The organism is Amycolatopsis sulphurea, from assembly GCF_002564045.1.
In the GTDB taxonomy this organism is placed as follows: Bacteria; Actinomycetota; Actinomycetes; order Mycobacteriales; family Pseudonocardiaceae; genus Amycolatopsis; species Amycolatopsis sulphurea.
In genome coordinates this window covers 2,414,675-2,435,413 of sequence record NZ_PDJK01000002.1, presented here as the reverse complement: position 1 = coordinate 2,435,413, position 20,739 = coordinate 2,414,675, and the positions used below count along the sequence as shown (strand labels likewise).

Genomic DNA, 20,739 nt, shown 5'->3' with positions numbered 1-20,739 from the left:
ATGCCTTCGATCCCCCCTGCCGGGATCGAACGGAAACAACACCTTGTCCCTCATTCGACTCCACCGGACGAGACTTGTGACGCGGTTTCCCCCTCATGGCCGTATCGAACGGTTGCAGCAAACTCTCCGTAGAAAACCCCTCGCGAACTGCAGGAATTCGGCCCATCCAACGGTGCCGAATGGCCCCATTCACTACTGAGGGTGTACTCCGTTCGGTGGCTCTCAACTACGCTTCGCAGCTCTCGATCACTGCCTGCCGCAGTTCGCCGAACGCCTCGCCGAGCCGGGCGGCGCTCCAGTGCGCGTTGAGCCCGCTCGGGTTCGGCAGTGCCCAGACACCGGTGCCGCCCAGCCGCCGCTCCTGGCGCCCGACCTGGGCTTTCGGTTCGCCGAAGGCGACCCGGTAGGCGGTGATCCCGACGACCGCCAGCCAGCGCGGGCGGTATTCGCGCACCTTCTCCACCAGTGCGCGGCCGCCGTCCCGGAGTTCGTCGTCGCTCAGTTCGCCGGCTCGCGCGGTGGCCCGTTCGACGACGTTCGTGATGCCGAGCCCGAGGCCGAGCAGGGCCTGCTGCTCGCTGGGATCGAACACCCACGGGGTGAAGCCGCCGGCGTGCAGCGCGGGCCAGAACCGGTTACCGGGCCGGGCGAAGTGCCAGCCGAGCGCGCCCGACCACAACCCCGGGTTGATCCCGCAGAACAGCACGTCCAGGTCGGGTTCGAGGACGTCCGGGATCCGGCTGCCGGGTGCGGCGGCCAGCTGGTCCTTGGTCGGTTTGACGGACATGGCGGCCAGTCTCGTCCGGCAGGCCGATCCGGGCGCCACACGGGGTGGCCAAGCGGCCACCGGAATGGGTAGCCTGTGTGATCTCTCGCACAACGTCGTAGGAGAGGTTTCCGCTTGCAGCTTTGGCTGATTCTGGGACTGGTGGCGCTGATCATCGCGATCGCCACCGTCATCGTCGTGGCCGAAGACCGGCGGATCGCCCGGCGGGCCGCGCGGGCGCGGCAGGCCCGGTTAGCGCGCCTGGGTGAGACCGACCCGCTCGCGCCGGGCGGGCTCCAGGCGGACGGTTGAAGGGACCGGGCGCTGGGACACCGGGCGAACCGGCAGCCGGGCGAGCAGCAGCGCGGCGAACAGCCAGCCGAGACCGGCGCCGAAGGTGTTGGTCATGAGGTCGTCGACGTCGAAGATCCGGTAGGCGAACGGGGCGGTGCCGAAGTTCGCGGTGAGCTGGGTGATCTCGATGGCCAGTGACACCGCGCCGCCGATCAGCAGCGCACCCGCCACCCCGCGGCGCCACAACAGCCGGGCGAACAGGCCGAGCGGCACGAACAGCAGCACGTTCATCGCGGCCTGCTGGAAGGTCTGCGTGGTGAACCAGTGCGCTGCGGAAAGGCCGTGCTTGAGCAGTTCGGTGTGGATGTCGGCGATCCACTGGAACGGGTGCAGCTGCACGGTCTGCTCCAGCGGCCGGGTGTTCGGGCCGGGCAGCGGCAGGAAGGTGACCGCGAGGCCGAAGGTGGCGTAGAGCAGGACGGCCGCGGTGGTCACGATGCCGCGCAGCCGGAGCCGCCCGTATCTGGCGAACTGCAGGACCAGCTGCGGGACCAGGACGATCGCCCAGAGGGCGAGGAACCCGATGAGCCCGTACTGCAGCGCGGTGACCTGTGCGTTCGTCATGACAAGAACGCTATGGAGCTTTCTCGGCCCTCACTTCGGTCGATGAGCCGGACGCCCGCGGAGCCGGATCGGCCATCCGGCCGACCCGGAGCTGACCGGATGGCCGCCCCTCCCCGCGGCCACTTCCGGACCGCCCCGGGTCCGGAAGTGGAACGACTGGTGACGATTCCCCATTTCCGTCCGCATTCCCCTGGTGAGGACTGAACGAATTGGGCAGACTGCACCGCCGGGCACCCGTACCAGGGGACAACGGGTGCGAAACCGGAGGAAACATGAAGCTCTTCACCCGGCTCGCGGCGGCCGGTGCCGTCGCGGCGGCCGCAGTGGCCCTTGCGGGCGCGCCCGCTTCCGCGGCCCAGTCGATCGACGTCCGGCTCATCACGTTCAACGATCTGCACGGCAATCTCGAACCGCCGTCCGGGTCTGGCGGCAAGGTCGCGCTGCCGGGCGGTGGCAGCGTGGCAGCCGGGGGCGCCGCTTACCTCGCCACGCACGTGAAGCAGCTCGAATCGCAGGTGCGCAACTCGATCGTGCTCTCCTCGGGGGACAACGTCGGCGCGTCGCCGGTGGTCTCCGCGCTGTTCCACGACGAGCCGACCGTCGACTTCATGAACCAGTTGGGGGTCAAAGCCTCCGCCGTAGGCAACCACGAGTTCGACGAGGGCTACCAAGAGCTGCTGCGGATGCAGCTCGGCGGCTGCCACCCGACCGACGGCTGCCAGTTCGACAAGAAGTACCGCGGCGCGCGGTTCCCGATCCTCGGGGCCAACGTGACCTTCGACAACGGGCTGCCCGCGCTGCTGCCGTTCAGCGTGCAGAAGTCCGGCGGGGTACCGGTCGGCATCATCGGCGCCACGCTGAAGGACCTGCCCTCGGTGGTCACGCCCGAGGCGATCAAGGGCCTGAAGTTCGGCGACGAGGTGCCCGCCATCAACCGCACTGCGGACCTGCTCGACCGGCTCGGCGTCAAGGCCCAGGTGGTGCTGCTGCACCAGGGCGACGAGGGCCAGTCCGGGGCAGGCCCAGACGACTGCAAGGTCAAGCCGGACGGCGCGGCCTCGACCATCGCCAAGCAAGTCAGCCCGAAAGTCGACGCGATCTTCACCGCACACAGCCACCAGCAGTACAACTGCGTGATCAACGATCCGGCCGGCCGGCCGCGGCCGGTGCTGCAGGGTGCCTCGTTCGGCCGGCTGCTTTCCGTGGTGGACCTCAAGATCGACCGCCGCACCCGCGACGTGGTCCGGTCGCAGACCAAGGCGCACAACGAGATCGTCACCCGGGACGTGCCCGCGGACCCGGCCGCGCAGAAGCTCGTCGACGAGGCGAAGGCGAAGTCCGCGCCGATCGCGAACAAGCAGGTCGGCACGATCACCGCGGATCTGCCCGCGGCGGGCGGGCCGTCCGGGGAATCGCCGCTGGGCGACGTGCTCGCGGACGCGCAACTGGAGGCGACGAAGTCGAACAACGCGGTCGTCGCGATCACCAACCCGGGCGGTATCCGCGCCGACCTGACCTACAAGTCCTCGCCGGCCGGTGAGGGCGACGGCGTGGTGACCTACGGCGAGGCGTTCACCGTGCAGCCGTTCGCGAACATCATGCAGACGATCACGCTGACCGGCGCGAACCTGAAGAACGTGCTGGAACAGCAGTGGGGCCAGTCGGGTGGCACGAAGATCCTGCAGGTGTCCAGCTCGCTGCACTACTCGTACTCGACGTCGGCGGCGGTCGGCTCCCGCGTCTCCGACCTCACGGTCGAGGGCAAGCCGGTCGACCCGGCGGCGTCGTACCGGGTGTCGGTGAACAACTTCCTCGCCGCGGGCGGGGACGGGTTCACCGAGTTCACCAAGGGCACCGGCCTCGCGGGTGGACCGGTCGACCTCGACGCGTTCCTGACGTACATGGCTGCGCACCCCGGCATCGCCCCGCCGCTGGCGGATCGGATCACGGTCAAGTAAGCAGGTCTGTGAAGGGTCCCTTCACGGACGCTGAGTCCGTGAAGGGACCCTTCACAGCTTTTCCGGGGCAGTTGCAGGGGGCACGATGGGCGCTATGACGATGAACTGGGACGAAGTGGCCGCGTTCGCCGCGGAGCTGCCGGAGACCGAGGTGTCCACGTCGTATCGCACCCCGGCGCTCAAGGTGGCGGGCAAGACGTTCGCCCGGCTGCGTACCGAGGCCGAGGGCGGGCTGATGCTGGTCTGCGGGCTCGACGAGAAGGCCGCGCTGCTCGCGTCCGGCGATCCGGCCTACTTCACCACCCCGCACTACGACGGCTACGGCTCGATTCTGGTGCATCTCGAGCAGATCGACCCGCAGGAGCTGCGCGAACTGCTCACCGAAGCCTGGCGGCAGAAGGCACCGGCCCGGCTCAGCACATGACGATCGGCCGGGGTGCGTACGTCGTAGTGCGGCTTTCCTCGCGGATTTCGGCGCCGCCGGCCAGGTCGTAGAACACCCGGGTGTCGGTCACGCTGAATCCGGACGAGCCCGTCGACGCCTGGCAAGCGCCATCTGCGCCGGGACCGAGCTGAACGGTCGGCGGCACTTCGTTCGTCTCGCCGCCGCTGCGGCCTTCGACGCGGTAGTGCCGGGTACCCCAGATCTTCACGGTCACCGAGCCACCGCTCGCGCTCGCCTGGATCGCGAAGCCGGTCTGGTCGTTGTCGGCGATCTTCAGGTCCACCGCGTTGCCCAAGGCGTCCACCGCTACGGCGTCGCGACCGGCTGGGTAGCGGCCGAGAAAGTATTCCTGGGCAACGTGTCCGGCGTCATCGAGCCCGGCGAGATAGGCCGCGTTGTACAAAGTGGACGCAAGTTGGGAGAGCCCGCCGCCGGGCACTGACGGCCCGCTGCCGTCCTCTTGCGCGGGCGCCGCCGCGTAACCGCCACCGCGATGCGCATTCAGGCTGAACGTCTCGCCCGGTTTCACCACCACGCCGGAAATCCGGTCGGCGAGCGTGCTCACGTTCGCCACGGCCGGTCCGCTCAGCCCACCTGTCGTGAACTCGCCGATGACTTCCTTGACGCCGAGCGCGTTGGCCTTGTCAGTGGTGAGATCCGGCTTCTTCGCGTCGTAAGCCACCGTCAGCTCACGCGCGGCCGGCTTCGCCAGTATGTCGGTGAGCGGCTTGAAAGTGTTGCCCCAGTTGATCTTTCGCGCGTCCGTGGACGGGGTGACGGCCGGGACCCCGGTGTCGAAGGTGAGCTGCGCGTCCTTCGCTTCGGTCTCGGTCGAAGCGAGGTCCTTCTGCACCGCCCGGCGCAGCTTCGCCTGATCGACGCGCAGTTCGAGAGCACCGCCGTCGTGCGGCACGAACTGGAACGACGACGCGATCGCCGCCGGTTTCAGCGTGGCGTCCTTGCCCTGACCGTGCAGGACGACGGGGCTGGACACCGCGGGCACGACGACGCTGTCGAGCAGCGAATGGACCCCGGCGGAGGTGACTTTCGTCGGGGTGACCGCCATTGTGAGCGAAACCCCGCGTGGTGAAAGCCAATCGGCGACCACGGCCTGCACGGCTGCGGGCACGTCGGCCAGCTGCTGTCCCTGCCGCGGCTCGACCGGGTACGGGGTGACGCCGTCCGACGCATTCGGCACGAAACCGATGCTGCCCTCGGTCATCGCGTGGTCAAGCTTGTCCTGCGCGAGCTGCCGGACGGACTGTTCGACCTGGAGCTGGTCGCTACGCGTCACCACGCCGACTTCCCGCGTGGTGAAGAACGACAGCATCCGCGTGATCGGGCTCCACGGCTGGTGCCCGGCCTGTTTGAGCGTGCCCGGCCAGTCCAGCCCGAGGCCGGACTGCGCGGGCACCAGCGAGGACGTGACGTCCCCCGCGTGCACCACCACCGGCCGGGTCAGCCGTGGCTGGAGTTCGTTGTGCAGCTTGGCTTCCGCCTCGGCGTAGGAAAGACCGCCGACGTCGATCCCGGCCACCTGCACGCCGCGGGGCACGTCGCCGGCGCTGCTGATCAGGTCGATCGCGTAACACACGACGAACAGGCCGAGCAGGCAGCCGACGATCATGAAGGTGCGGCCGAGCCGCCTGCGGAATCGCCGCAGCGGGGTGTCCGGCGGTGGCGGGCCTTCCCCGGCCACGGCGAAGATTTCGGTGGCGAGGTCGAGGCCCTGGCCGGAGTCCGGCTCGAACGGACGTTGGGTGCGGGGATCGGGTTGCGGTCCAGACCACGGCGGGGATTCAGATAGGGGTCCGGTTTGCGGTGCGGGCCGGGATCGCGTTTCCGGCCACCGGGTGGATTCCTGCCGGGGCTCTGCGCCGGATCCGGGTTCGCCGAGCAGGCCGTCGGCCGGGAAGGCCGGTTCTTCCTCGCGCAATGCCTGCCTCCCCCGGGTGCGGGTGCTACAGGTAGAGCCCCGTGCCGTGTTCGGTCCGCTCGGTGGCCACCGCGTGGATGTCGCGCTCCCGCATGACCAGGTGCCCTTCGCCCTGTATCTCGACCTCGAACTGGTCCTCGGGGTTGAAGAGCACTCGGTCGCCCTGCTTCACGTTCCGCACGCTGTTGCCGACTCCCAGTACATCACCCCAGGCCAGCCTGCGCGCCACCTGCGCCGTCGCCGGAATCACGATGCCGCCGCTGCTGCGGCGCTCGCCCTCCTCCGGGGACAGCCGGACCAGCACGCGGTCCTGCAGCATCTGAATCTCAAGCTGGGGGGTTGGAGACACCAGGCCATCTTACTGGCCTGCGGCCGCCTCGGCGGGCTCGCCCGCCATCACCAGCTCCAGACTCCGCCCGCCCGATTCGGCGAATCGGACCGGGACGCCCCAGTCGTGCCGGGTGATCCGGCAGGCCGGGTGCTCACCGCCGTCGTCGCAGCTGGCCGCCTGCGCCACCACTTGCAGCACACCTTCGGACACCCCTTCGGCGAATCGGATGCGGCGGACCAGATCGGTCCCGACACCAGCGCCGTCGGCGAGCAGCTCCGGCGGCGACGCGGTGATCTCCAGCCGCGTCGACGGGCCGTAGCGGTCGTCCAGCTTCTCGCCCGGCGGCGGGGTGAAGACCACGGAGAACTCGACGTTCCCCGGCGCCAGCACGGTTTGCGGACGGCTCAAAGCGGTACGGGTACCCGTCACCGTGGTTGCGCGGCCGTTCCCGCCCACCGGCGTCACCCGGTTGCCTGCCGACTCGACCACGAGGAGTTCACCGTCGTGCAGGATGAGTCCCTGTGGCTCCGCGAAGCCGGTCGCGAGCGTCGCGACTTCGCGGGTGAAGGCGTCGTAGCGGCGGATGGCGCCGTTGTAGGTGTCGGCGATCGCGATGCGCCCGTCCGACAGCACGGTCAGCCCCAGCGGGTGCTGCAGGAGCGCCTGGTCGGCCGGGCCGTCCGCGTGGCCGAAGGAGAACAGGTCCACGCCGACCGCGGTTTGCACGGTGAAAGACTCGCCCTCGGGCTCGATCCAGCGCAGGGCGGACGTTTCAGCGTCGACGAGCCACAGGCGGTTCCCGTCCGGCGCGAGGCCGGAGGTCTGCGCGAAGAACGCTTCGTGCACGTCGCCGTCTCGCAGTCCTTCGACCGTGGTGCCCGCGAACCGCCGGATGCCGCCTTCGACCGGGTCGAACACGCTCAGCGTGTGGTTGCCCGCCATCGCGACCACGACGCCCCCGGCCGGGCCCCACCACGCGACGTCCCACGGGCTGGTCAGGTCGATGTCGAGCGCCTTGCCGGTATCCGTGCCGTCGCGCCACTGCCGACCGGTACCGGCGACGGTCTTCACTTCGCCGGTGTTGAGGTCCAGGCCGCGCAGCCGGTGCCCGGCGGTGTCCGCGACGACTGCGTGGTAGCCCGCGCGCTGGGCGACTTCGTTGGGCAGCAAGGCGATACCGGACGGTTCGGTGAAGCTCGCGAGGTCGAACGGTCCGTCCTTCGCGCCGCGTTCACCGCTGCCGAACCTGCGGATCACCGTCTCGCCGTCCGAAGCGAACTCGACGATCGAATGGTGCCCGGTGTCGGCCACCAGCACACGCCCGCCCGCCGTGACCGCCGCCTTGCTCGGAAACCGCAGCTCGGCATGCTGCTCCTCGACAGGCACGTACGCGCTGCCACCGCGGCGAAGCGTGCCCTTCGCGTCGTGCTTCGCGATCAGGCCGGCAATGACGCGTCGCAACGCCTCACCGTGCCCTTCGCCGGCTGCGACGTGTACGACGTAGCCCTCCGGGTCCACGACGACGAGCGTCGGCCACGCGCGTACGGCGTACTGCGACCACAGCTCCATCTTCGGGTCGTTGACGACCGGGTGGTGCACCTCGTAACGACGTACCGCCGCTTCGATCGACGCGCGCTTTCCCTCGTGCTGGAACTTCGGCGCATGAACACCCACCGTGACCAGCGCATCCGCGAACTCGGTTTCGAGCGGGCGCAGTTCGTCCAGCACGTGCAGGCAGTTGACGCAGCCGCTGGTCCAGAAATCCAGCAGCACGATGCGTCCGCGCAGCTCAGCGAGGGTGAGCCGGTGGCCACCGGTGTTGAGCCAGACGTCGCCGACGAGTTCGGGTGCGCGCACACGGGCCTGCGGCCGCGGTGCCGGCGGTGAGGAAGTCACGAGATGAGTCAACTACATCTGCTCACGCTGTGTTCCGATATCCACGGCCTGAGAGAAGAACCTCACCCCGCCGAGGGAGCCGGCGATTCCGCGGGAAAAGAACGCGCGGCGGGCGGTGGCCGCTCCGTACGCTTCTCGGTATGTCGACAGTTCAGCCGGCCGATGCGCTCACCGTGGAGGAGGCCCGCCTCCTCCAGCATGACCTCGGCGAACCCCTGCGCCCGGGCCTCACCGCGGCGGAGCTCGACGACGTCGAGGAGCAGTTCGGCTTCACTTTCAGCGCGGACCACCGGGTGTTCCTGACCGCCGGGGTGCCGGTCGGCCAGCGCTGGCCGGACTGGCTGCACGGCAACCCCGACCAGCTGCGCAAACGCCTCGACTGGCCGGTCGACGGCGTGCTGTACGACGTGGAACACAACGATCTGTGGCTGCCGGAGTGGGGCACCCGGCCGCGGGTCCTGTCGAACGCACTGGCCGCGGCCCGGCGGCAGCTGGCGACGGTCCCGCAACTGGTCCCCGTGTGCGGGCATCGGTATCTGCCGGGCCTGCGCGGGGAGCCGGGGCTGCCGGTGCTGTCGGTGTATCAGACGGATGTCGTGTATTACGGCTGGGACCTGCGGAGTTACCTACGGCACGAGTTCGGCGGGGAACCGCTGGGCCCGGAGCCGGCGGGCGGGGTGCGGCGGGTGGAGTTCTGGTCGCGGTTCGTGGAATGAGGATGGGTTCCCGGGGTTTGGGGGTTTGGGGATTCGCGGGGTGAGGGACCGGTTTTGGGGAGCGGGCTGGGGTCTTGGCGATTGTTCGATAGTTGTAACTGGTCACGTCGGTTGCGGGGGTTGATCTTGGACGGGTCGGAAATGGGCGTCCGTCGTATGACGAGGTCGCTGCTTTGGTCGCTCGTCAGCCGATGGTTGAGCAGCACGGGCGGGCAACACCGGCTTCTGCGCGCGCGGAGGGGGCAAGCTGAAACCGGCTTGGTCTGAAATCCCAGATCGTCGGAGCCTCCGCCGTCGGACGGGCTGGCCAACCTACGCCGAAATCGTTGCGGAGCAAGCCCAATCCGCAGGCCCGGCATGCAAAGTGATCATCCTGGATCGACGCTGGCGCAGGTATCGCTGCCGGGTTCCGCGACATGAACCCCTCGCGTGCGATGGGTAAGGGAACGACTGGCCGGTGCGGCCGCATGCCCCGCTGAGCACGATGCCAGCGAGATCAGGCAGCCGGGTGTCACGGCCTGCCCAACTGAGGATTTCTCCGATCAAGGGAACCTTGACCGACTATGCTCCCGTCGAAGTGTCGGCAGCCGCAAACAATGCCGGAAGAAGAAAACGAGGGGGAGCGTCGCCGTGGGCAACGATCAGTCGTCCAGCACGAGCCAGTCGTCAGGGGACCAGCCGCAGGGCCGCGCCGGGTACATCAGCCCGGAGGAGCAGGCCACCCGCGATCGCCAGGACGAGCAGTACAACGAGGCGATGAACTCGACCGGCGCGCGCATCTACCAGCAGCGCGCCGCCGAGGATGCCAAGGTCAACGCTGCAGCGGCCGGCGGCCGTTTCGTGATGGACGTCGACGCGATGAAGTCGCTCCTCCCGGACTGGCAGGACATCGCGGACGAACTGGGCGACATGATCAATGACGGGCAGGCCATGCAGAACGTCCCGCAGCCTGCCGAAGACCCGGGCAGCACCATGCAAAAGCAGGCCGCTGATCGCCATGCAGCCGCCTACCTTGCAAGCCTCCGGCAACAGCAGGCGTACGCCAAGGGTTACGCGGACCAGTTGCGGCAGGCGATCGCCAAATACGAGCAGCAGGACCAGGCGAATACCCACGGTCTTGACAAGCGAGGATGACCCGGTGACAAAAATCATCGCCCGCGGTGCAGTCGGCGGCCTCTTGCTTCTCGCCGCGACTGCCTGCTCCTCAGCACCCGGCACACCAAGCCCGGCAAGCTCGAGCGCGCCCATTGACAGTGCACCCAACGTGCCGCAGGTGACCAGCCCGCTGGATGTCGGCAAGTACGAGCAGGACCCCTGCGCCGTCCTCTCCAAGGCGCAGGCCACAGAGGTATTCCAAGCCCTACGCAACCGGACGTCCAGCGGGAATTTCGCTCCTCGGTGCACGTGGTACGACAGCAAGGACAACAGCATCAGTATCAGCTTCCTACCGGGGCAGGGAGGGCTGTCGACCAGCTACAAGAACGGCGCCGGCGCCGGCGGCTACTTCGAAGCAGCACCCGATGTCTCCGGCTACCCCGCGGTGTATTCCGCAGTCCTCGATGATCGCAAGAGCGGCGGGTGCCAAATCGGCGTCGGCGTCAAGAACGACGAGATCTTCACCTTTTCCGCGATCCTCGACAAAGCCTCCCCATCTTACGGTGACCCATGTTCATTGGTGACCAGAGCTGCCGAAGCCGCAGTGGCAACGATCAAGGCTGGTGCATGATGGCGTTGACTCCGCAGCAGATCGTGGACTTGGTCAACCGCGGCAAAGGGGCGGCCGGCATGTACGACGGCGCCACTGTGGCGACCGGTTTGTCCCAGCGGCACGACGCTATCGCGGATCGGATGTTGCAGCTCCAGGGCAAGATGAGCCAGTACTGGGAAGGCGACTCGGCTGGTCAGGCCTATGCGGGTGCGGGTCCGATGGTGCAGGCTTCCCAGGTCAGCGGTCAGCACCTTGAACAGGCCAATCAGCTCTACACCGGCCAGGGAAACTCGTTCACAGTCCTCGACGGCAAGATCAAATCCGTGGGCACTATCGGCGACCGGCCCGCTGACGACTGGGTCAGCAACACACCGCTGTCATTCCTCTCGAATCGTTCCCACGACATCGAAGAATGGGACAAGAAAGCCCGAGCCGTCACCGAGGGTTACAGCCTTTATCACGGTCAGTCCACCGACAATTCAGGTCGTTGGGCCGATCCGTCCCAGTACGGCGATCTGGCCATGCCCTCGGCCGGTGGGGACTTCTCGGTCACCCAGCCCGGAGGGACCGCGACCGGGCACCTGCCGTCGGCCTCCACGCCGGGTGGGACCGGCGGTACCGGGAGTACCGGCGGGAGCCACGCGGGCGGCTACAGCACCGGCACCGTTCCCGGCCCCGGTGCGGGCTCGCACGTCGGCGGGTCCTCGAACGGCAACGGGCCCGTCCCGCAGCAGGGCTGGCTCGAGCCGGGGGCTCCGCAGTTCCACGGAAAGGTGCCGGAGACCACCACCACATCCGGCTACACCCCACCAGGCACCACGCCGGACCCCGGCGCCTGGACCCCGGCCGGCGGCTATCCAGGCAACGGAACCAGCAGCAACGGCAACGTCGGCGGTAACAGCTTCGGACCGGGCGGGTTCGGCCCTGGCGGGTTCGGGCCCGGTGGCACCGGCGGGTACAGCGGCGGAAGCGGCAGCGGCTCCGGCAGCAGCGGCGGACGCGGCTCCGGCAGCAACGGCAGCGGTCTCGGGCGCGGGGCCGGCACCGGCGCCGGAACGCCCGGGAACACCGAGCCCGCCAGCGGACGCGCGGCAGGCGCCGCCGGCACCAACGGCCGTGCCGGTTCGCCCGGAATGGGCGGCGGCGGGATCGGCCGCGGGGGCAAGGGCGACGAGGACAACGAACACAAACGCGCCGACTACCTGCTCGAGACCGACCCCGACGACGCGCTGATCGGCACACTGCCCAAGGCCGCCCCACCGGTGATCGGGCTCTGACAATGCTCGTACTCGATCGTGCACTCGTCCTGCCCGCCGACTGCCTACCACTCGCCGCGGAACTGGCCGGAGTTTCACTCCCAGCGGCACTGTCACCCGACCCGCTGTGGCGAGACCCAGAAGAAACCAGGCAGTACCACGACACCGCGATACAAAGCCTTGCCGAGCACGGCGCCTGGAGCCACGGCAGGCCACGCGAAGACTTCCTGCAGACCATGACCGTCCTGTGCCGCGGCGCCAGCGAACTCTCGGCCACCATCGAGTCCCAGCCCGCCCGCCGCTACCGGCTAGTGGTCGCCGCAGCCGGGACCGACGCAGTCCTCGCCTGCCACGTACCCGCATCAGGGCAGGTCCTGCTACGCCCGGCCCGGCCCGACGCACTCGCCGAAGAACTGATCAGCGAGCTACCGACCCTGCCCCCCGCGACCGGCCCAGCCATGTCAGTGCCGGAATCCGACCTGCGGCAAGCCTCCCAGGGAGCCCCCGCACGACGCGACGTACGGCGAGTGCTGGACGTAGCCACGCTACCCCGCACCGGCGCCGGCCAGATCACCGCAACCACCCGCGACCGACTCGGTCGCCACCGGACCAGCAGCGACAACACCTGCACCTACTACGACACCCAACACGGCCGTTACCTGTTCTCCTTCAGCAAAGAACCAGGCCACGACCGCTACATCAACGTCACACCAGCCCGCCCCGAAACAATGATCACGCAGCTACACGCGCTACTGCACAACCTCCACTGACCCATTTCCGGCGCAGTGGCGTGAGAGGTCCGTTCGCAACACCAGGCTGGAGTGAACGGGCCGGTCACGCCACCTCTCGCGGAGCGAACGCGTTGCCCAGCCAAAGGCTCCGACCGGTCACCTACCGGCGAGTTCAGCTCTCCCGCCGCAGCATGCGGCTTACGCCGGCGGCGACGGTTGTGGCCAGGATCCAGCCGGAGGCGGTGAAGCCGGTCGCCACCCAGTTGTCGGCGCCGTGCATGTACCACCGTGACTTGTTGCCGAAGTCGACGATCGGCACCAGCAGGTCCGCTGTGTAGATCACCGGGTTCCATTGCAGTCCGGTGTCCTGCTGGTTGACCAGGCACCGCGGGCCGCTCACCGCGTAGCGGCCGGGGTCGCGTACGCAGTCGTCGGAGCCGAGGCCGAACCACAGGCTGCCGAGCACCAGCAGGGTGAACAGCCAGCCCAGCGCGCGCACGGGGCGGAAGCCATAGCCGACCATCGACCGTTGCAGCCAGCTCCACGCTCGCACACCGGGGCCGAAGATCTTGAACCCCTTCGCCAGCGCCTCGTAGCGGAACTGCTGCTTGCGCAACGCGACAGTGGAGGCGTGCTCCTCGTTCCCGGCGGCGCGCAAGGTCGCGGCGAGCTGGTCGTAGGGGCCCGGACGGTAGCCCCGCATAGCCTTGCGCAGCAAGGAGATCCGGCGGTTCAGGGCACGATCGTCATCCAGTGCGATGTCGTTCTTCAAGGCATCGTAACGGAAATCGTCGAGTTCCACACCATCGGACGCGGCCCAGATCGTTTCGTTGTCGGCCAGTGTTCCGCAGTGCGCGCGGCGCAGCCGGACCGAACCGACCGGCGGTTCAGCAGGGGAGAGAATGAATTCATCAGCCGTCACGTCGCTGGCGTCCAGCGCGATTCCGTGTTGTTCGATGGAAGCGAGTTGGGCACCCTTTAAATCCACTCGGCGAGCAATTTGCGCGCCGTCGAGATTCACTCCGCCTTCGGCGCGGAACGGGCGGTCCTTGTTCTCGGTGAGCACTAAATCCCGGCCAATACGGGCGGTGCGGATATCCAGGGAAAAACTGCTCGAATTCCGCACACTGGGCTCGGTCAGCACCGTGCCGAACAGGTTCACGCTCCCGCCGACCTGCACGCCCTGCAGCCGCAACGTGCCCTTCACCGTGGCATCGGTGAGATGGAGGTTACCGGAGATCTTCGCCCGCCGCGCGGAGAACGCATCCCGCTCCGGATGCAGGAACTTCGAATTCCACGCGAGCACATTGCCGCCCACGGTCACGTCGGCCAGCCGCAATTGCCCGACCGGGACCCGCAGGTTCGTCGCCTCTATGTCACCACCGATATTCGAGCCGTCCAAATGCAGGGCGCGGTCATAGAACGGCGCCGCAGTACCGCGCACCACAGTGATTTCGGCGCCGGCGAGCCGCAGGGAACCGCCGATGCGTGCGTTGACCATCCGGAGTGTGCCGAAGGCGCGGAGGCCGTCGGAGAGTTCGAGGTTGCCGTCGACCTTCAGCCGGTCGGCGACCAGCGCCGGGCGCGGATCGAGGTAGGGATCGCCGGATTTCCAGGCTTCCATCACCACCGGTCCATTGTGGTCGACCATCAGCCGCGCCTCGCGCAGCACGATGTCACTGTCCACAGTGGCACTTGGCAGATAGAGGATCCCCTTGGCGGTGAACCGCTTCCGCCCGCTCGCCCGGCCGTAGTTGTCCACTTCGCAGAGCAGGCTGCCACCGATGTGCAGGCCGTTGCCGTTCAACGCGAAGCCATCCGGATTGTCCAAAGTGGCCCCGGAGAAGTTCACATTGCCGCCGGTACGCATACCGGGCAGCCGCACCTCCCCCTTCGCGACCATCCGGTATGCGAGCAGCGCGCCGGTGATGACCAACCGGTCGCCCTGGATCGCCTTGCCGCTCGGGTGCCGGATCGTGGTGCGGGTGAGCACCACCGAACCGTCGACGACCGCGTCGGTGAGGTTGATCGCGGCGTTGGGCATGCCCCGCTCGCGATCGTCCCCGCGCTGGATCGTCGTGGTCTCCTCGGCCTCGTGATCGTCCAGCGCGACCTCGACGATACTGCGGATCAACCGCACGTCGTTGCGGCTGCGCAGGTTGCGTGCCTTGAGCCCGGGCAGCCAGCACTTGCGGAAGACCAGCCCCAGCAGTGTCGCCTCGCGCACGTCCGGCGGATGCTCGAAGCGGCAGCGTTCGAACCGGAACAGGAAGTTGAGATCGGCCGCGCGCAAATCGAAGGTGCCGGTGATGTAAGCGTCCTGGACCTCGACAATGGGCGCGTTGGTGGCCTGCCGCCGCCAGCGGAGCAGCCCGCCGGTACCCGGTTTGAGCAGGTCCGCCGCCTTCACCTCATAGCGCTTGTCCGGTATCCCGGCAAACGGATCGAGTGGCGGCAAAGTCGTGTCAGTCGGCACGTGCGCCTTCTCCCCCCTGTGTTCGCCTAACAGGGAATCGGATAAAAGGCGCGGTGGCAAGGGTCCATTGGAGTAGCCGGCCCGGACGGTGGCGGAAAGTGCGCATCCGGCGACGCGTTGTGCGCGACCGCCGCACAAACGAGCGAACCCGGGCGAACCGCACCGTGATACGGCCCGCCCGGGTCCTGGGGTCAAGCGTTCGGATTCAGCACCCGGGAAAGGAACACCTTCGTACGTTCGTGCCGCGGATCGCCGATCACCTGTTCCGGCGGACCCGCTTCGACGACCACACCGCCGTCCATGAAGAGGACCTTGTCGGCCACTTCACGGGCGAACTGCATTTCGTGGGTCACCACGACCATCGTCATGCCGTCCTTCGCCAGCTGACGCATGACGCCGAGGACGTCGCCGACCAGCTCCGGGTCCAATGCGGACGTCGGCTCGTCGAAGAGCATCAGCTTGGGCTGCATGGCCAGCGCCCGCGCGATGGCGACGCGCTGCTGCTGCCCGCCGGAGAGCTGGCCCGGATAGGCGGCCGCCTTGTCGCCGAGGCCGACGCGCTCCAGCAGCTCCAACGCCCGCGTCCGCACCTGCGCCTTGGGCTCGCGGCGGACCTGGACCGGCGCCTCCATCACGTTTTCGAGCGCGGTCATGTGCGGGAACAGGTTGAACCGCTGGAACACCATGCCGATGTCCTTGCGCTGCGCGGCGATCTCCTTGTCCCGCAGCTCATACAGCTTGTCACCACGCTGCTGGTACCCGACCAGCACGCCGTCCACGTACAGCCGGCCGGCGTCGATCTTCTCCAGGTGGTTGATGCAACGCAGCAAAGTGGACTTGCCGGAACCGGACGGGCCGATCAGGCACAGCACCTCGCGCTCGTGCACTTCGAGGTCGATACCCTTGAGCACGTCGAGGGAGCCGAAACTCTTGCACACCTTCTGCGCGGAAACGACCGGGGTCACGCCACGCCACCTCCGCCCTGTGCGGAACCGGAGCCGAAGCGGAAGCCGAGCATTCTCGTGCCCCATTTCCGCTGTTGCGCCGGTGGACGTGAAGTACCGCGAGCGAAATACTTCTCGATGTAGTACTGCGCCACCGTGAGCACGGACGTCATGACCAGATACCATGCGGCGGCGACGATCAGGATCGGCACCGTCTTGTAGTTCTGCGCGTAAATCGTCTGCGCCGACACCATCAGCTCGAAATACCCGATCGCCACGACCAGTGACGTGGTCTTCAGCATGGAGATGGTCTCGTTGCCGGTCGGCGGGATGATCACCCGCATCGCCTGCGGCAGCACGATCCGGCGGAGCGTCTTCGCGCGGCTCATGCCGAGGGCGGAGGAGGCCTCCAGCTGCCCGGAATCCACCGACTGGATACCGCCACGCACGATCTCGGCCATGTACGCCGCCTCGTTCAGCCCGAGCCCGAGCAGCGAGGCGGTGAACTGGGTGATCAGCGTATTGGTGTCCCAGCTGATGAAAGTCGGCCCGAACGGGATGCCGAGGCCGATCCGGGAGTAGGCCAGGGCGAGGAAGTTCCAGATGATCAGCTGGGTGATCAGCGGCGTACCGCGCAGCAGCCAGACGTAGATCGCCGCGGCGCCGGACATCAGTGGATTGGGCGAGAGCCGCATGACCGCGATCAGCACGCCGCCGACGATGCCGATGACCATCGAGATCACCGTGAGCAGCAAGGTGTTGCGGACCCCGTTGAGGATCCGGTCGTCGAACAGGAACTGCCCGACGACCGACCACTGCAGGGCGCTGTTGGTGACCACGCTGCGGATCACGATGAACGCGAGGAACAGGATGATCACGCCGGCCACCCAGCGGCCGTAATGCCGGACCGGGATGGCCTTGATGGGTGTGGTGTCGACCTCTTGCCGGGTTTCGGCAGGGCCGGGGGAACTGGACACGAGTACTAGATCCTCAGCTCGTTCAGGAGGCGGCCGGGTTGATCTCCGAGGTGGTGATCGCACCGGACCCGGACAGACCCCACTTGTCGAGGATCTTCTTGTAGGTACCGTCGCCGATCAGCTTCTGGATCGCGCCGGACACCGCCTTGCCGTAGTCGCCGCTGTTCTTCGGCAGCACGACGCCGTAAGGCGCGGTGTCATAGGGCGCGCCGACGGCTTCGAGCTGCCCGGAGGTCTGCTTCACCGCGTAGTCGATCACCGGCGAGTCGGCCAGCTCGGCCGCCACGCGCTTCGCGGTGAGCGCGAGGTTCACGTCGGTCTGCGCCTGGAACTGGGTGATGTTGATGGCCGGCTTGCCCGCCTTCGCGCACTCCTCGGTCCGCTTGCCGAGGTCGTCGACCTGGGTGGTGCCCTTCTGCACGGCCACGTTCTTGCCGCACAGATTGTCGACCGAAAGGCCCTCCGGATTGCCCTTGAGTACCGCCAGCGAGGTACCCGCGCGATAGTAGGAGACCATGTCGACGGTCTGCATGCGCTCGGCGTTGATGGTGAACGACGAGATGCCCATCTCGTACTTCTTCGCCGAGATACCGGGGATGATGCCGTCGAACGAGGCGCTCTGGAACTCCGTGGTCAGCCCGAGCACCTGGCCGACGGCGGTGCCGAGATCGACGTCGAAACCGGCCGCCTTCCCGTTGTCCAGGAACTCGTTCGGCGGATAGGTCTGGTCCTGTCCGACCACGAGCTTTCCGTCCGCCTTCACCTCCGCCGGCACCAGCCCGGCCAGCGCGGCATCCTTCTGCGCGACAGGCACGCTCTCCGCACCGCCCGGGCCCGCGGCGGCCGAGGTGTCCGTCCCACCCGCGCCGTTACCACCTGCGCCGCAGGCCATGGTCAGGCCTGCCAGCGCGAAAGCCGGGAGAAGGGCGAGCGCCTTCATCTGGTGTCCTCGGGCCACTTCGTCACTCCTCGTAGTTCTCACAAGTCGAGAACACGCATATTGCCACTCGTAAGCGGGGATGCACAGGTCTCCTGTGTTACGGGGGAGTTTCACACCGGACAGGCTGTGTCACGCCGGTCGCGACGACCTTGCACGGTGGGTGAGGATGGCCACCATGAACAGCATCCCCGGCCGCCAGGCTGCCCGGCGTCGCCTGTGTGATGGAGAACCGGCGGACCATGGCGCGGGCTTTTCCGGACCTGTTCGCCCAGCACCGAGTGCACCCGATTGGCGACTAAGCGTCACATGTGCTGCAGGCGTTGCACGCCGCGGCCGCGCCGAACGTGGCCGATCCAATGGTGGTCGTGCTGACCCCTGGCGTGTACAACTCCGCCTACTTCGAGCATTCGCTGCTGGCCCGGCTGATGGGCGTCGAACTGGTCGAAGGTCGCGACATGTTCTGCCGGGACGACGTGGTCTACCGGCGCACCACCGAGGGCGAGCAGCAGGTGGACGTGGTCTACCGGCGGATCGACGACGAGTTCCTCGATCCGGTGCACCATCGACCGGACTCGGTGCTCGGGTTGGCGGGCATCCTCAACGCCGCCCGCGCGGGCAACGTGGTGATCGCGAACGCGGTGGGCAACGGCGTCGGGGGACGACAAGATGGTCTACACCTATGTGCCGGAGATGGTGCGCTACTACCTGAACAAACCCCATTCTGCCCAATGTGGACACTTCCGGTGCCGGCCGCCCGACGAGTTCGACCACGTGCTGGCGCAGATGGACGAGCCGCAAGGAGCTGGACGTGTGCGGCGCAAGATACAGGCCAACCGGCGCGGCTGGATCGCACAGCCGGTGGTGCAGCTGTCCGCCGTTCCGTCCAAGGTGGACGAACGGCTCGCGCGACCTGCGGCCGTTCGCGGTCAACGACGGCAAGGAGATCTTCGTGCTGTCCGGAGGGCTGACCAGGGTGGCGCTGCCGGAGGGCAGTCTCGTGGTGAACTCCTCGCAGGGCGGCGGCTCGAAGGACACCCGGGTGCTCGCCTCGCGTACGTCCACTGTGGAGCGCGATCTGGACCGGCCCGCACTCAGTGAAGTGTCCGTTGTGGACGGGGTGGCCGTGGAGCACGGGTCCGGAGCTGTCCACGTCGCAGCAACAACAGAGCTGAGGGAAGGCTGTGAAGGGGCCCTTCACGGACTCAGAGTCCGTGAAGGGCCCCTTCACGGACCACATCAGCGGCGGGCGTGCGCGTCGAGCAGGTGCGCGACGGCCTCGGTGACCTGCTGCGCGTAGTCCAGGTTCAGCCACTCGTCGGGCACGTGGATGTTCGAGTCCGCGCTGCACGCACCGGTCACCAGGAACTGGGCGTCCGGGTATTTCTCGCCGAGCAGCCCCATGAACGGGATCGACCCGCCCATCCCGGCCGCGCGGTGCGGACGCCCGAACACCTCGTCGTTCACCCGGCGCAGCGCGGTGGTCAGCCACGGCGCTTCCGCCGGGGCGTTCCAGCCGTCCTCCGCCTGCTGGTCCGCGCCGATGGTCACCGACGCGCCGTAGGGCACGTCCGTGGTCAGCGCCAGCTTGATCGCGGCGAGCGCGGCGTCCGCCTGCGCGGTCGGCGGGAGGCGGAAACTCAACGTGAGCGTGGTGCTCTGCCGGAGCACGTTGCCGGCGTCGGCGGGCAGCGGCAGGCCGTCTCCGCCGATGATCGACAGCGTGGGCCGCCAGTAGTTGTTCAGCAGCAGCTCCAGTGCGTCTTCCGACACCGTCTTACCGCCACTGACCAGCGGAAACACCCGGTGCAATGCCTCCGGCGCGACCTCGGCCACGGCCTCGACCTCGGCCAGCCTGCTCGCCGGGACCTCGACGTTCAGCTCGGCCAGCTTGATCTCGCCGGTCGCCGAATCCTCGATCCGGTCCAGCAGCTGCCGCAGCACCCGGAACGAGCTGGCGACCACCCCGCTGGCCAGCCCGGAGTGCTGCGGGGTGGCCAGCAGCTGCACGGTGACGGTGAGGTGCACCATGCCGCGCAGGCTCGTGGTGAGCCATAGCCGTTCGTAGTCCATCCCGCCCGCGTCGAGGCAGACGACCAGGCTGACCTCGCCGAGCCGCGCACCGAGGTGATCGAGGTACGCGGGCAGGTCCGGGCTGCCGGACTCCTCACCGGTTTCCAGCAGCAGCGCGATTCGCGAGTGCTCACCACCGGCAGCGTGCACCGCTTCCAGCGCAGCAGCGGCCGCGTACCCGGAGTAACCGTCGTCGACCGAGCCACGGCCGTAGAGACGGCCATCGCGAAGCACCGGCGTCCACGGGTCCAGCCCCTCGGACCAACCGCCGACCGGTGGCTGCTTGTCGAGGTGGCCGTACATCAGCACGGTGCCCTTGTCCTGCGCGCCCGGGGTGGCCGGTACGTCGACGAACAACAGCGGCGTACGGCCTTCGAGCTGGACGACCTCGATCTGCGCGCCGGGCAGGTTCCGGCCCTCCAGATAGGTCTTCACGTGCTCGACAGCGGCGGCGAGGTGGCCGCTCGCGGCCCAGTCCGCGTCGAACGCCGGGGACAGCGCCGGGATAGCGATCAGCCCGGACAGGCTCGGTGTGATGTCGTCGGTCCACGTCGAAACCACGGATTCACGTACGGATTTCTGTTCCACACCAGCCATCCTGCCACGGTGACAGAGGTCACCGCCGCGATCGGAGCTCCGGTTCGGACAGTCCGATCCCGAGCCCGCGCGAG

Annotated in this window: 19 protein-coding genes and 1 pseudogene; 10 read left to right on the top strand and 10 right to left on the bottom strand. The window is 68.0% G+C overall.

Annotated elements, in window-relative coordinates; genetic code table 11:
• Window positions 1-226: 226 nt before the first annotated feature.
• Entirely contained in the window at window positions 227-787 is a 561-nt protein-coding gene (mug, locus tag ATK36_RS17440) for a G/U mismatch-specific DNA glycosylase (protein ID WP_098512531.1), read from the bottom strand.
• A gap of 114 nt (window positions 788-901) precedes the next feature.
• On the opposite strand from mug, the gene ATK36_RS32295 reads away from it, so the two are divergent.
• Window positions 902-1,078 carry a hypothetical protein gene (locus tag ATK36_RS32295; RefSeq protein ID WP_170069784.1) on the top strand — a complete coding sequence of 59 codons (177 nt, stop codon included), beginning with the start codon at window positions 902-904 and terminating at the stop codon, window positions 1,076-1,078.
• On the opposite strand, the gene ATK36_RS17435 is transcribed toward ATK36_RS32295, so the two are convergent.
• Window positions 1,019-1,684: a VanZ family protein gene (locus tag ATK36_RS17435; protein WP_098512530.1), complete on the bottom strand. Its 666-nt coding sequence runs from the start codon at window positions 1,682-1,684 to the stop codon at window positions 1,019-1,021. The genes ATK36_RS32295 and ATK36_RS17435 overlap by 60 nt on opposite strands.
• Window positions 1,685-1,956: 272 nt before the next feature.
• Between ATK36_RS17435 and ATK36_RS17430 the strand changes: the two genes are divergently transcribed.
• A complete protein-coding gene (locus tag ATK36_RS17430) occupies window positions 1,957-3,642 on the top strand; it encodes a bifunctional metallophosphatase/5'-nucleotidase (RefSeq protein WP_098512529.1) in 1,686 nt (561 codons plus the stop codon).
• A gap of 85 nt (window positions 3,643-3,727) precedes the next feature.
• On the top strand, window positions 3,728-4,066 hold the full coding sequence (locus ATK36_RS17425; protein WP_387001527.1) for an MmcQ/YjbR family DNA-binding protein: 339 nt from the start codon (window positions 3,728-3,730) through the stop codon (window positions 4,064-4,066).
• On the opposite strand, the gene ATK36_RS17420 is transcribed toward ATK36_RS17425, so the two are convergent.
• From ATK36_RS17420 to ATK36_RS17410, 3 genes are read right to left on the bottom strand one after another with little or no spacing between them, the layout of a single operon-like run.
• Complete coding sequence (locus ATK36_RS17420; protein WP_245914844.1) at window positions 4,056-6,023, bottom strand: VanW family protein; 1,968 nt, start codon at window positions 6,021-6,023, stop codon at window positions 4,056-4,058. The genes ATK36_RS17425 and ATK36_RS17420 overlap by 11 nt on opposite strands.
• A 25-nt stretch (window positions 6,024-6,048) precedes the next feature.
• The gene (locus ATK36_RS17415; RefSeq protein ID WP_098512527.1) at window positions 6,049-6,342 is read right to left on the bottom strand and encodes a GroES family chaperonin; all 294 of its coding nucleotides are present in this window, start codon (window positions 6,340-6,342) and stop codon (window positions 6,049-6,051) included.
• A gap of 39 nt (window positions 6,343-6,381) precedes the next feature.
• A complete protein-coding gene (locus ATK36_RS17410; RefSeq protein ID WP_098514955.1) occupies window positions 6,382-8,211 on the bottom strand; it encodes an NHL domain-containing thioredoxin family protein in 1,830 nt (609 codons plus the stop codon).
• Between the two features lie 179 nt (window positions 8,212-8,390).
• Here ATK36_RS17410 and ATK36_RS17405 point away from each other — a divergent pair, with 179 nt between their 5' ends.
• The 5 genes from ATK36_RS17405 to ATK36_RS17385 all read left to right on the top strand — a co-directional run bounded on the left by ATK36_RS17405 (window position 8,391) and on the right by ATK36_RS17385 (window position 12,700).
• Window positions 8,391-8,966 carry a hypothetical protein gene (locus ATK36_RS17405; RefSeq protein ID WP_098512526.1) on the top strand — a complete coding sequence of 192 codons (576 nt, stop codon included), beginning with the start codon at window positions 8,391-8,393 and terminating at the stop codon, window positions 8,964-8,966.
• 630 nt (window positions 8,967-9,596) lie between these two features.
• On the top strand, window positions 9,597-10,100 hold the full coding sequence (locus ATK36_RS17400) for a hypothetical protein (protein ID WP_098512525.1): 504 nt from the start codon (window positions 9,597-9,599) through the stop codon (window positions 10,098-10,100).
• 4 nt (window positions 10,101-10,104) lie between these two features.
• A complete protein-coding gene (locus tag ATK36_RS17395; RefSeq protein WP_098512524.1) occupies window positions 10,105-10,692 on the top strand; it encodes a DUF3558 domain-containing protein in 588 nt (195 codons plus the stop codon).
• Entirely contained in the window at window positions 10,692-11,951 is a 1,260-nt protein-coding gene (locus ATK36_RS17390; protein WP_245914842.1) for a hypothetical protein, read from the top strand. Before ATK36_RS17395 ends, ATK36_RS17390 begins: the two co-directional genes overlap by 1 nt.
• A gap of 2 nt (window positions 11,952-11,953) precedes the next feature.
• A complete protein-coding gene (locus tag ATK36_RS17385; protein WP_098512522.1) occupies window positions 11,954-12,700 on the top strand; it encodes an ESX secretion-associated protein EspG in 747 nt (248 codons plus the stop codon).
• Between the two features lie 133 nt (window positions 12,701-12,833).
• Here ATK36_RS17385 and ATK36_RS17380 read toward each other — a convergent pair whose 3' ends face one another.
• The 4 genes from ATK36_RS17380 to ATK36_RS17365 form a co-directional block, all read right to left on the bottom strand.
• Window positions 12,834-15,137: an oxidoreductase gene (locus ATK36_RS17380; RefSeq protein ID WP_098512521.1), complete on the bottom strand. Its 2,304-nt coding sequence runs from the start codon at window positions 15,135-15,137 to the stop codon at window positions 12,834-12,836.
• Window positions 15,138-15,328: 191 nt separating this feature from the next.
• Complete coding sequence (locus tag ATK36_RS17375; RefSeq protein ID WP_098512520.1) at window positions 15,329-16,102, bottom strand: amino acid ABC transporter ATP-binding protein; 774 nt, start codon at window positions 16,100-16,102, stop codon at window positions 15,329-15,331.
• Window positions 16,099-17,058, bottom strand: a complete 960-nt coding sequence (locus tag ATK36_RS17370; protein ID WP_098512519.1) for an amino acid ABC transporter permease — start codon at window positions 17,056-17,058, stop codon at window positions 16,099-16,101. Before ATK36_RS17370 ends, ATK36_RS17375 begins: the two co-directional genes overlap by 4 nt.
• A gap of 22 nt (window positions 17,059-17,080) precedes the next feature.
• Window positions 17,081-17,998: an ABC transporter substrate-binding protein gene (locus tag ATK36_RS17365; RefSeq protein WP_098512518.1), complete on the bottom strand. Its 918-nt coding sequence runs from the start codon at window positions 17,996-17,998 to the stop codon at window positions 17,081-17,083.
• Window positions 17,999-18,219: 221 nt separating this feature from the next.
• On the opposite strand from ATK36_RS17365, the pseudogene ATK36_RS34705 reads away from it, so the two are divergent.
• A pseudogene (locus ATK36_RS34705) lies at window positions 18,220-18,594 on the top strand (circularly permuted type 2 ATP-grasp protein); the annotation flags it as partial.
• A gap of 70 nt (window positions 18,595-18,664) precedes the next feature.
• Complete coding sequence (locus ATK36_RS34700; protein ID WP_387001538.1) at window positions 18,665-19,096, top strand: hypothetical protein; 432 nt, start codon at window positions 18,665-18,667, stop codon at window positions 19,094-19,096.
• 138 nt (window positions 19,097-19,234) lie between these two features.
• Here the strand turns inward: ATK36_RS34700 and ATK36_RS17355 are convergent, their stop codons facing one another.
• The gene (locus tag ATK36_RS17355; protein WP_098512517.1) at window positions 19,235-20,665 is read right to left on the bottom strand and encodes a M20/M25/M40 family metallo-hydrolase; all 1,431 of its coding nucleotides are present in this window, start codon (window positions 20,663-20,665) and stop codon (window positions 19,235-19,237) included.
• Window positions 20,666-20,739: the final 74 nt, after the last annotated feature.

Coding starts and splice junctions, on each gene's coding strand:
- ATK36_RS17385 (WP_098512522.1), top strand. CDS start 11,954: ATGCTCGTACTCGATCGTGCACTCGTCCTGCCCGCCGACTGCCTACCA.
- ATK36_RS17430 (WP_098512529.1), top strand. CDS start 1,957: ATGAAGCTCTTCACCCGGCTCGCGGCGGCCGGTGCCGTCGCGGCGGCC.
- ATK36_RS17435 (WP_098512530.1), bottom strand. CDS start 1,684: ATGACGAACGCACAGGTCACCGCGCTGCAGTACGGGCTCATCGGGTTC.
- ATK36_RS17365 (WP_098512518.1), bottom strand. CDS start 17,998: ATGAAGGCGCTCGCCCTTCTCCCGGCTTTCGCGCTGGCAGGCCTGACC.
- ATK36_RS17390 (WP_245914842.1), top strand. CDS start 10,692: ATGGCGTTGACTCCGCAGCAGATCGTGGACTTGGTCAACCGCGGCAAA.
- ATK36_RS17415 (WP_098512527.1), bottom strand. CDS start 6,342: ATGCTGCAGGACCGCGTGCTGGTCCGGCTGTCCCCGGAGGAGGGCGAG.
- mug (WP_098512531.1), bottom strand. CDS start 787: ATGTCCGTCAAACCGACCAAGGACCAGCTGGCCGCCGCACCCGGCAGC.
- ATK36_RS17405 (WP_098512526.1), top strand. CDS start 8,391: ATGTCGACAGTTCAGCCGGCCGATGCGCTCACCGTGGAGGAGGCCCGC.
- ATK36_RS17355 (WP_098512517.1), bottom strand. CDS start 20,665: ATGGCTGGTGTGGAACAGAAATCCGTACGTGAATCCGTGGTTTCGACG.
- ATK36_RS34700 (WP_387001538.1), top strand. CDS start 18,665: ATGGTCTACACCTATGTGCCGGAGATGGTGCGCTACTACCTGAACAAA.
- ATK36_RS17425 (WP_387001527.1), top strand. CDS start 3,728: ATGGGCGCTATGACGATGAACTGGGACGAAGTGGCCGCGTTCGCCGCG.